Origin of the sequence: Kitasatospora sp. NPDC058965 (assembly GCF_042741245.1) — a bacterium.
Taxonomy (GTDB): Bacteria; Actinomycetota; Actinomycetes; order Streptomycetales; family Streptomycetaceae; genus Kitasatospora.
Window position 1 is genome coordinate 17,837 of the sequence record NZ_JBHYKG010000094.1, and the last position, 9,746, is coordinate 27,582.

Sequence of the window (9,746 nt, forward strand, 5' to 3'; positions counted from 1 at the left end):
AGCGGCCCCTTGGCCACCCGGGGCTTCGACGGAGGAGAGCCCGGTGTCGTCGAAGGCGTCTTCGGCTTGCTTCCCCCCTGTCCCTGCCCTTGCCCCTGCTGGTGGGTCTGCCCTTGGCCCTGGGATTGCCCCTGTTCCTGCCCCTGGGTGCCCGAGCAGGACGCTCCCGTCAGCCCCAGTGACACCATCAGCACAGCTGCGGCGACCACCACACGTCTCGACATGACATCCCCTCCTGATTCCGACTGCCACCGTTCACTGCTCCGCAGTGGCCCTGCACCGACCCGAGTGCCCGTCTTGCCTGTGACGACGGGCAGTTGAGTACTCCACGCGAGCGCCGGGAACCGAGCCCCGGCGGTGGCAGTGTCAGCCGCGGTCGGCCGGCCTCTCCTCGCCATCGCGCCGGCGCTGCTTGCCGCCCGACGGTTCCCAAGCTCGGTCGGTTCGTCGGTCGACCTGTGGCGGCGCTTCTCGCGGACTTGAAAAGCAAGTACGTGGGGGCGCCTCCCCTGTCGACTCCGCAGAGTATGGGCCCGTCACCGATAGCCATGGAACCTCCCGGTCCACTGAGCGGACCGGAGGGCTAAACAGGCGCGTCGGCGTCGATCCGGGAGATCGACGCTTCGCCGGCGGTACCGGACGGCCCGGGCTCCGCTTCGCCGTGCTCGGTGCGGCGTCGGCGTTCGCCCATCCTGCGCGCGGGCACCCGCCCGCGCATGCCCCGCACAGTTCCCGAGCCTGCCTGCGCGTCGGCAGCGGGTCGGGACGGGGGCTCGGGTGTGTGGTGGGGGCCACGGGGCGGGCGGATTGTGGCGTTGCGTAGTGCCTGCGGTGCGATGCGTTGACGTTTTGGGGGTGGTGGGTGGTGGTGTCGGTCACAGCGGGGGTGGTGCGGGGTGTCCGGGATGCGCATTTTTCGCTGGTTCAGACCATTTCGGGGGGTCGGGTTTCCGTGGGTAACGGGGGTTGACCTGGGCGGATCCCGAAATGGTTGATACCGGGCGGGTGGTTGCCTAACTTCGATCTCAGCGCAGCAAGCGCAACCCGGGACCGCCCGGGGGACACGCCACCGCTCAGGCGGAGGCAGCAGTTCCTTGCGGGTGGCCGGGACGGTGCGGCAGGCGTTGGATGCGCCGCCGTCCGTCCGCAGGACGCGGACCGTGAACCAGCAGCCCCGTTGGGGGGTGTGGTTCCGTGCGCCCACCGGGACCTTGTCGAGAGGGATCACTTTGACTTTCCGCAACGAGACCACCGCCACCACTGCCACCACCACTGCGCCGAAGCGCAACCGGGTCCGGATGACTGTCATGGGCGGCGCGATGCTGGCCCTTCCGGTGGCGGGCCTCGTCGCGGCGAACTCGGCCTCGGCCGCCCCGGCCTCCACCTGGGACGCGGTCGCGCAGTGCGAGAGCACCGGCAACTGGAGCATCGACTCCGGCAACGGCTTCTACGGCGGTCTGCAGTTCACCTCCTCCACCTGGGCCGCCTACGGCGGCACCCAGTACGCGGCGCAGGCGAACCTGGCCACCAAGGCCCAGCAGATCGCGATCGCCGAGAAGGTCCTGGCCGACCAGGGCCCCGGCGCCTGGCCCGTCTGCTCGGTCAAGGCCGGCCTGACCGCCGGCGGCGCCCCCGCCCAGGTCGACACCACCAGCACCACCAGCAGCACCACCACGAGCACCAAGAGCGCCGCCACCCAGCAGGCCGCCCCGGTGCAGCAGCAGGCCCCGGCCCAGGACACCACCCCCGTCCAGCAGCCGGCCCAGGCCCCGGTGACCAAGCAGACCCCGCAGCACCAGGCCGACCGCAAGACCTACAAGGTCGTCACCAGCACCAACAGCACCGGCACGGGCAGCTACACCGTCAAGAGCGGCGACACCCTGAGCGCCATCGCCGCCGCCCACCACACCACCGTCGACGCCCTGTACGGCAAGAACGTCAAGACCGTCGGCACCAACCCCGACGTCATCTTCCCGGGCCAGGTCCTCAGCATCTGAGGCACCTGAAACCGGACCGCCGGTACGTCGAGCGCCCCCGATCCCGCCAGCGCGGGATCGGGGGCGTCGGCATTTCGCCGCCCGGCTACACCCCGGGCGGCCGCGGCGTGATGGACTCCCACCGGTACGGACTGCCGAAGGGGACGAACCAGTGCGAGGTGTGATCGGCGGACCAGGGCGAGATGTAGTCGATCGGGACGGCATACGGGTGGTGCGGATCGGTGAGCATCCGGACGATCAACTCGGTCGCCGTGCAGTCGAACCGGTCACCGGTACCCAGCTGGCCGGCGCCCATGACGCAGACCGGCCAGACATCGGGGTCGGCGCCGTCGGTGATCCAACACAGGCGCATCTCCTGCTCGTTGCCGGCCCATGGCAGGACGCCCGAGTCGGCGTGGAACCGGGCCCAGGTCACCAACTCGTCGGGGAGGGGCAGATCGATGTACCCGTCGTCGAAGGTCCCCTTCCCGAACTGCTCGACGAGACGCTTGTAGTCGCTCGGCAACCGGGATCCGACCCGCTCCTCCACGAGGTCCCAGTCCACCTGGAGCGTCTGCTCCGCCTGCCCTCCGGTGGCTGCCACGAGTTGCTGCAGCCAATCGCCCTCAGCGGAATCCGTTTGCATGCGCCGAGTCAACCATCCGGGTCTGTCGCCAACCGCCTTGGACCTGTTGACCCGGAGGTCCGTCCAGCGGCGTGCGGCCCGAGCCGGACGGGCGCTGCCCCGACGATGCGGTCGCTGAACATTCGTTTGCCGAAGGCGTGTAAGAGTCGGGTGCGTGGCCGCTCTCTTCAGTCGTACCGCCCCACACGGGGGTTGGTGAGCGATCGAGAGGAACGGCCGACATGGACAACCGCACGAGCGTGGTGGAGCTGGAACTCGAACTGAAGCTGGTGCTCTCCCCGGAGCGCAGCGTCCCGGTACCCGCTCGGTTCTCCTACAGCAGCCGCGATCCGTTCGCCGTGCACATCACCTTCCACCTGGACACCGAGACCCCGGTCACCTGGGTGTTCTCCCGCGAGCTGCTGGTGGAGGGCACCTTCCGCCCGTCCGGTCAGGGCGACGTGCGGATCTGGCCGGCCGTCCCGCGCCCCGAGGACACCGGCCCCGTCCTGCGGCGCAGCGTGCTGTTGCTCGCCCTCACCTCGCCGGGTGGGGACGCGCTGTTGGAGGCACCGCTGCTGCCCGTGGTGAAGTGGCTGGAGCGCACCCACCGCCTGGTCCCGCCGGCGGGCGCGCCGGACGCGAGCGAACGGGACGGCCAACTCGCCCGGCTGTCAGCCTGAACCGGCCGCTCCGGGCCGCTCCGGGCCACTGTCGAGCGGGTCACCCCGTCCAGCCTGGTCCTGGCAGACCCAGGAAAGGCAGAGCTCTGGTTCACCGTCCCGGTTCGGCGAAGAGTAGGTGCACAGCGGCCCCGTCGGGGGAGTCAGCCGGTCCACCGGGGCCGGCCCGCGCACGATCGATCCAGGAGCACCCGTGAGCTACCCCGCCCTTGCCGACCGCACCGCCGTTGTCACCGGAGCCGCCAGCGGCATGGGTGCGGCCACCGCCCGCCTGCTCGCCGCGGGCGGCGCCCGCGTCGCGCTGCTGGCGCGGCGCACCGACCGGCTGGAGGCGCTGGCCGCCGAACTCACCGCCGCGGGTGGCCAAGCCCTGGCCGTTACCACCGACATCACCGACCAGGCCTCCGTCGACGCCGCCGCGAAGGTCGTCCACGACGCCTACGGCCAGGTCGACCTGGTGGTGAACACGGCCGGAGTGATGCTGCCCAACCCGCTCGCGGACGGTCGGCTCGACGAGTGGACCCGGATGATCGACACCAATCTCACCGGCGCCCTGCGGGTGATCCGGGCCTTCACCTCGGACCTCACCGCGGCCGCCGCCGACGGCCGCACCGCCGACCTGGTCAACGTCTCCTCCATCGCCTCCCACGTCCTCTTCCCGGACTACGCCGTGTACGCGGCGACGAAGGCCGCCCTCACCCAACTGTCCGCGGCGCTGCGCACCGAGTTGGGCCCGCGCGACGTGCGGGTCAGCACCGTCGAGCCGGGCCTGACCGACACCGAGCTCGGCGAGCACATCGACAACCCGGTGCTGCGCGAGCAACTCGGCGGGATGTTCACCGCGATCCCCGCCCTCGGGGCCGAGGACATCGCCGACCTGGTCGCGTACACCGTCAGTCGCCCCCGGCACGTCAACCTGCGCCAGTCGATCATCCTGCCGACCCGTCAGGCCTGACCGGCCTGGCCCTGACCGGCCTGGCCCTGACCGGCCCGGCCCGGGCCGGGCCGGCCCTGACCGGCCCTGACCGGCCCTGACCGGCCCTGACCGGCCCTGACCGGCCCGGCCCGGCCCGGCCCGGGCCAGGGACCGGGGTCGGAGCTGGACCCGGAGCCTGGTCCTGGCAGGGCCAGGCACAGTGCGGGCGCGAACGGGCACAATCACCGTATGAGTGCAACGATCGCCCTGGGCGCCTTCCTGCGGACCCGCCGCTCCCGCCTGCGCTCCGAGGACGCCGACCTGCCGGACTTCGGTGGTCGGCGCCGGGTCTCGGGCCTGCGCCGCGAGGAGATCGCCCAACTCGCCGGCGTGAGCGTCGACTACTACACCCGGATGGAACAGGGACGCGTGCCCAACCCCTCCGCGGCCGTCCTGGACGCGCTCGCCCGGGCCCTGCTCCTGGACGAGGACGAGACCCGGCACCTGCACCGCCTCGCCCAGCCGGCCCCGGCGGCACGCCGCAACCCGCCGCCCCGGCCGGACCGGCAGCAGGTACGACCCATGCTGCAGCGGCTGTTGGCGGAACTGCGGGACGTCCCCGCGCTGGTGATGGGTCGGCGCATGGACGTCCTCGCCTGGAACGCGGCCGCGTGCGCCCTCCTCGGCGACTACGCGGCCCTGCAGCCCGGCGAGCGCAACATCGCCCGGATCACCTTCCTCAACCCTGCTTCCAAGGAGCTCTTCGCGGACTGGAGCGCCTGCGCCCGCGAGAACGTCGCCTACCTGCGCCTGGAGGCGGGCCGCCGCCCCGACGACCCGCAGTTGGCCTCCCTGGTGGGCGAACTGTCGCTGCGGAGCGAGGAGTTCTCCCGCTGGTGGGCCGAGCATCCGGTGCAGGACAAGACCTCCGGGACGAAGCGGTTCTGCCACCCCGTGGTCGGGGCGATGGAGTTGACGTACGAGACGCTTCGCGCCGCGGACGATCCGGGCCAGGCGCTGATCACCTATGCCGCCACGCCCGGAACCCCCTCGGACGACGCGCTGCAGATGCTGCTGGCGTGGGCCGCTCCAACCGCGGTGAGCGCTCCCCTCGGTGCTGACGGCCCGAGGGCGGTCCAGGACGGGTGAGGGCCGCCGGCGGCGACCAATCCCGGTCAGTCACTGTCCAGTTCTGGGTAGTAGCCGCGTTGGTACGCTGACAGGTTGGACACACTCAACTCGCCCCCGCCCCGGCAGATGGGGCAGACCTTCGTTGCGCCGCACTCCCTGCACCGGCTCTTCCCGTCGGGCCGGCGGGGCACCCAGCCGCGACCACGGCATCCGGGGCACCAGCCGTCCCCGTCGCACTCGTAGCAGAGGACGTAGCCGGGGGTGAGGGTCTGCGGCGTTCGCACCGGATCCGAGTGCGGCTGCGGTGGTGTCGGCTTCATGTGGGCCCCTTGATTCTGGAACGTAGTACAGGGCCGGCTCCCCCGACCGTGGGCGTCGCGGGGCGGACACCTGCCGGAAGGGCCGTCAGGCAGACTCTTCGGCGGCAGCCCTCCGTATGCCGACAAGGGACCAGAGGGCCGTGGACCACAGGGTCACCGCGCAGCCGACGCCCACCAGTGTGTAGACCGTGCCACGAGAGGCGTCCGCGGCCCACGCCAGCAGGCCGGCCACACCCAGTGCGGCCAGCACCACGCCCGGCGTGATGAGCCGGGCGTCGTCGAAGACCCGCGCCAGTGGGAGGAAGTGCAGGCCCACCACGATCGCGACCAGCGGCAGGGTCAACTCGGGCACCCTGCCGGCGCTGCACCCCACGGCGGCCGCCACGATGAGCGACCACTGCACGGCGTTGACCTGGGCGAACCGCCGCCGCTTCGCGGGCAGCAGCGGCTCGCTCTCCTGGTCGGCCAGTTGTGCCGCCTGCTGTCGCGCGATCCGCACCAGCGCCAGGGCGAGGACCAGCCCCAGCGTGCCGGCCACTCCGGTGACCAGACCGCCGAAGTGCCCGAGGCCGGCCAGGAGCCAGCCCAATCCGAAGAAGGCGTAGAAGACAACCCCCGATGTCACCATCGGCACAGTGTAGGTGCGCCACCTGCCTGTCCGTAAGGTGTTGCGCGCTGCCTCACCAGGCCCACTTCCGTCAGGCCCGCCACGCCTGAGCGCCGGTGACGGGTCCTCCGGCTAGACTCCGAGTGGCGCTCCGGGGCGCCACCCGTCCGCGGACAGGGCCGAGCCCACCCGGCTGTGCGGTACGGCATCGGCGTGGTTTCGTACCTCCTTTCAGCCCGGCGCAGCGGACCACGGGCGATGAGAGGAGTCGCCATGGCGACCGTGCGTCTTCCCGACGACCCGAGCTTCGAGCACCTGCGCAAGCAGGCCAAGGACCTCCGCGACCGGGCCAGGTCCGGCGTGCCGGAGGCCCTGGCCCTGGTGGGCGCCCACCATCCGGACGGGCCGCACCCGGTGTCGCTGGCCGGTGCCCACCTGGTCCTCGCCCGCCGCCACGGGTTCCCGTCGTGGGCCGCGCTCAAGCGGCACGTGCAGACGATCCGGCACTACCGCCGCGTCCCCGACCAGGTCGAGGCGGCGGTCTCGCGCGCCGACGAGTTCCTGTTGTTGGCCTGTCTGCGGTACGGCCGCGACGACGAACCGGATCGCTGGCGGCGGGCCGCCGCACTGCTGGCTGCCCACCCCGAGCTCACCGCCGACTCCGTGCACGCGGCGGCGGCCGCGGCCGACGCCGACGCGCTCGCCGTCCTGCTCGCCGCGGAGCCGACCCTGGCCACCGTCGAGGGCGGGCCGTTCGCGTGGGAGCCGATCCTGTACCTCGCCTACGCCCGGCACGACCCCGCCCTCGGCCCGGACGCGGTCGTCCGGGCCGCCCGCCTGCTGCTCGACCACGGCGCCGACCCGAACGCCGGCTACCTGTGGCACGGCCTGACCTCGCCGTTCACCGCGCTGGCCGGTGCGCTGGGCGGCGGCGAGGGCGGGCAGCCGGCCCACCCGAGGGCCGAGGTGCTGGCCCGCACCCTGCTGTCCGCCGGTGCCGATCCCAACGACGCCCAGGCACTGTACAACCGCCAGTTCGGCGCCGCCGACGACCACTTGCGCCTGCTGGTCGAACACGGCCTCGGGCGTGGTGCCGGCCAAGGCGGCGGCGGGCCGTGGCGGGCGCGCCTGGGCGAGGCGATTCCGTCGCCCGCCGACCTGATCGCCGATCAGCTCTGGTGGGCCGTCACCCACGACCTCGTCGCCCGGGTCCGGCTGCTCGCCGACTGTGCCGACCTGCGCGCCGCGTTCCGCTTCCCCGACGCCCGTCCGGCGCACCTGCGGGCCTGGGACGGCACCACCCCGGTTCGCCTGGCCGCGCTGTGCGGCAGCAGCCGGGTGCTGGCGTACCTGGGCGCGCACGGGGCTCCCTGGTCCCCGGCCGACGGTGTCGATGCGCTCGTCGCGGCAGCGCTGGCGGGGGAGGAGGAGGCCGTCGGGCGGTTGCGCGCGCACGCCGGCGCCGCCCGCGGGCAGCGGCCCGGGCTGATCGTGTGGGCGGCGGCCCGCAGGGCCTGGCGTGCCGTCCCCCTGCTGGTGGACCTCGGCTTCGACATCAATGCGCTGGGCCGCGGCGACGTCCCCCTCGAACAGCCGTGGGAGACCGCACTGCACCAGGCAGCGGCCGCGGACGACGTGACCGGCGTGCGCCTGCTGGTCGGGCTGGGCGCCGACCCGACGACTCGCGACGCCAGGTTCGACGACACGCCGCTGGGCTGGGCGGAGCACTTCGGCCACACCGAAGTGGTCGACTTCCTCCGGCCGCTGACACGGCGCTGAGGCTGCAACCCGACACCGGGCCGGGGACAGGACCGGGCCGGCCGGGCCCGGCTGCGGACGGACCGGCCGTGGTACGCCGGTCCGTCCGCGGAACGCCGGAGCCGCCCGGTTCTGTCGGGCCGTCAGTGGAGGAGCTGCGGAGGAGGGTGCAGGTCCGGGGGCCGAGCGGCGCTGTCCTGGGTGGATTCTGCGTGTCTCCTGGGAGCCCCATTGTTGTCATGGGCATGCACTCATAATCTCTTGCGCAACCGCTTAACCGACCCGCCCCCAGGCGTCCCCCCACGGAGCCTGCGGGCCGGGTCCGGCGCGGCCGACCTGCGGGCACCCCACGCCCGTACGGTCCCCCCACGGTGCACTCCACAGAGGAGCACGTCCTTGCGTACCCCCATGATCTCGAAGGCGCGGCGCATCACGCCGGCCCTCACCGCCGTGACCGGACTGGCGATCGCCGGTCTCGGCCTCGGCACCCAGGCCGCCTCCGCCACTACGGACGCGACCGCCCGGGCGCACCACCAGGTGACCTTCAGCCGGTCCTGCGCCGTCCCGCAGCAGCCCGGGTACCTCGCCTGCAACGCCCTGCACGTCACCGGCGGAAACACCGTCAGCACCCATCTGGCGCACGCCGCGGCGGCGGCCGACGCCACCGTCTCCGGCTACGGCCCCGGCGACATCCAGAGCGCCTACAACCTCGCCGCGGCGGCCGCCGCCAACGGCGCCGGCGAGACGGTGGCGATCGTCGACGCCCAGGACGACCCGAACGCCGAGTCCGACCTGGCCGCCTACCGCAGCCAGTTCGGCCTGCCCGCCTGCACCTCGGCCAACGGCTGCTTCAGCAAGGTGGACGAGAACGGTGGCACCAGCTACCCCTCGCCCGACACCGGTTGGGCCGGAGAGATCTCGCTCGACCTGGACATGGTCAGCGCCACCTGCCCGAACTGCACCATCCTGCTGGTCGAGGCGAGCACGGCCAGCACCCAGGACCTGGGCACCGCGGTGAACCAGGCGGTGGCGATGGGAGCCAAGTTCGTCTCCAACAGCTACGGCGGCTCGGAGTCGGCCGACGAGGTGTCGGCCGACAGCTCGTACTACAACCACCCGGGCGTCGCGATCACCGTCTCGGCCGGCGACAGCGCCTACGGCGTCGAGTACCCGGCGGCCTCGCCGTACGTCACCGCGGTCGGCGGCACCTCGCTGACCAAGGACTCGAGCGACCGCGGCTGGAGCGAGTCCGTGTGGGGCACCAGCGCCACCGAGGGCACCGGCTCGGGCTGCTCCGCCTACGAGTCCAAGCCGTCCTGGCAGACCGACAGCGGCTGCTCCAACCGCACCGTCGCCGACGTCTCCGCGGTCGCCGACCCGGCCACCGGCGTCGCCGTCTACGACACCTACGGGGCCTCCGGCTGGCAGGTCTACGGCGGGACCAGCGCCTCCGCGCCGATCATCGCCGGCGTCTACGCCCTGGCCGGCACCCCCGGCGCCGGCACCACCCCGGCCGCCGACCCGTACGCCAACACCGCCGCGCTGAACGACGTCACCACCGGCTCCAACGGCGACTGCGGCTCCTACCTCTGCACCGCGGGCCCGGGCTACGACGGCCCGACCGGGCTCGGCACCCCGAACGGGACCGCGGCCTTCACCGGCTGACTCCGCCCACCCGGGCCGGCCACCGCTCCGGCGGGGGCGGGGCTCTGGCGGGCTGTCGGGGGTGT

Annotated in this window: 8 protein-coding genes; 6 read left to right on the forward strand and 2 right to left on the reverse strand. The window is 72.9% G+C overall.

Annotated features, from left to right (window positions below):
- The first annotated feature begins 1,229 nt into the window (after positions 1-1,229).
- Positions 1,230-1,997: a transglycosylase family protein gene (locus tag ACFW1A_RS17840; protein WP_380410032.1), complete on the forward strand. Its 768-nt coding sequence runs from the start codon at positions 1,230-1,232 to the stop codon at positions 1,995-1,997.
- Between the two features lie 85 nt (positions 1,998-2,082).
- Here the strand turns inward: ACFW1A_RS17840 and ACFW1A_RS17845 are convergent, their stop codons facing one another.
- A complete protein-coding gene (locus ACFW1A_RS17845) occupies positions 2,083-2,580 on the reverse strand; it encodes a hypothetical protein (protein ID WP_380410033.1) in 498 nt (165 codons plus the stop codon).
- A gap of 263 nt (positions 2,581-2,843) precedes the next feature.
- Between ACFW1A_RS17845 and ACFW1A_RS17850 the strand changes: the two genes are divergently transcribed.
- The 3 genes from ACFW1A_RS17850 to ACFW1A_RS17860 all read left to right on the forward strand — a co-directional run bounded on the left by ACFW1A_RS17850 (position 2,844) and on the right by ACFW1A_RS17860 (position 5,349).
- Entirely contained in the window at positions 2,844-3,284 is a 441-nt protein-coding gene (locus tag ACFW1A_RS17850; protein WP_380410034.1) for an SsgA family sporulation/cell division regulator, read from the forward strand.
- A 193-nt stretch (positions 3,285-3,477) separates the two neighbouring features.
- Positions 3,478-4,239, forward strand: coding sequence for an SDR family oxidoreductase (locus ACFW1A_RS17855; protein ID WP_380410035.1), 762 nt, complete (start codon positions 3,478-3,480; stop codon positions 4,237-4,239).
- Positions 4,240-4,449: 210 nt separating this feature from the next.
- Positions 4,450-5,349 (forward strand): helix-turn-helix transcriptional regulator, encoded by a 900-nt coding sequence (locus tag ACFW1A_RS17860; RefSeq protein WP_380410036.1) that lies wholly within the window; start codon positions 4,450-4,452, stop codon positions 5,347-5,349.
- A 387-nt stretch (positions 5,350-5,736) separates the two neighbouring features.
- Here ACFW1A_RS17860 and ACFW1A_RS17865 read toward each other — a convergent pair whose 3' ends face one another.
- Positions 5,737-6,279 (reverse strand): hypothetical protein, encoded by a 543-nt coding sequence (locus tag ACFW1A_RS17865; RefSeq protein WP_380410037.1) that lies wholly within the window; start codon positions 6,277-6,279, stop codon positions 5,737-5,739.
- Between the two features lie 252 nt (positions 6,280-6,531).
- On the opposite strand from ACFW1A_RS17865, the gene ACFW1A_RS17870 reads away from it, so the two are divergent.
- Together ACFW1A_RS17870 and ACFW1A_RS17875 are read left to right on the forward strand one after the other, a co-directional pair.
- Complete coding sequence (locus ACFW1A_RS17870) at positions 6,532-8,037, forward strand: ankyrin repeat domain-containing protein (RefSeq protein ID WP_380410038.1); 1,506 nt, start codon at positions 6,532-6,534, stop codon at positions 8,035-8,037.
- A gap of 387 nt (positions 8,038-8,424) precedes the next feature.
- Positions 8,425-9,681, forward strand: a complete 1,257-nt coding sequence (locus tag ACFW1A_RS17875) for a peptidase S8 (RefSeq protein ID WP_380410039.1) — start codon at positions 8,425-8,427, stop codon at positions 9,679-9,681.
- The last annotated feature ends 65 nt before the right edge of the window (positions 9,682-9,746 follow it).

Coding starts and splice junctions, on each gene's coding strand:
- ACFW1A_RS17850 (WP_380410034.1), top strand. CDS start 2,844: ATGGACAACCGCACGAGCGTGGTGGAGCTGGAACTCGAACTGAAGCTG.
- ACFW1A_RS17860 (WP_380410036.1), top strand. CDS start 4,450: ATGAGTGCAACGATCGCCCTGGGCGCCTTCCTGCGGACCCGCCGCTCC.
- ACFW1A_RS17865 (WP_380410037.1), bottom strand. CDS start 6,279: ATGGTGACATCGGGGGTTGTCTTCTACGCCTTCTTCGGATTGGGCTGG.
- ACFW1A_RS17870 (WP_380410038.1), top strand. CDS start 6,532: ATGGCGACCGTGCGTCTTCCCGACGACCCGAGCTTCGAGCACCTGCGC.
- ACFW1A_RS17875 (WP_380410039.1), top strand. CDS start 8,425: ATGATCTCGAAGGCGCGGCGCATCACGCCGGCCCTCACCGCCGTGACC.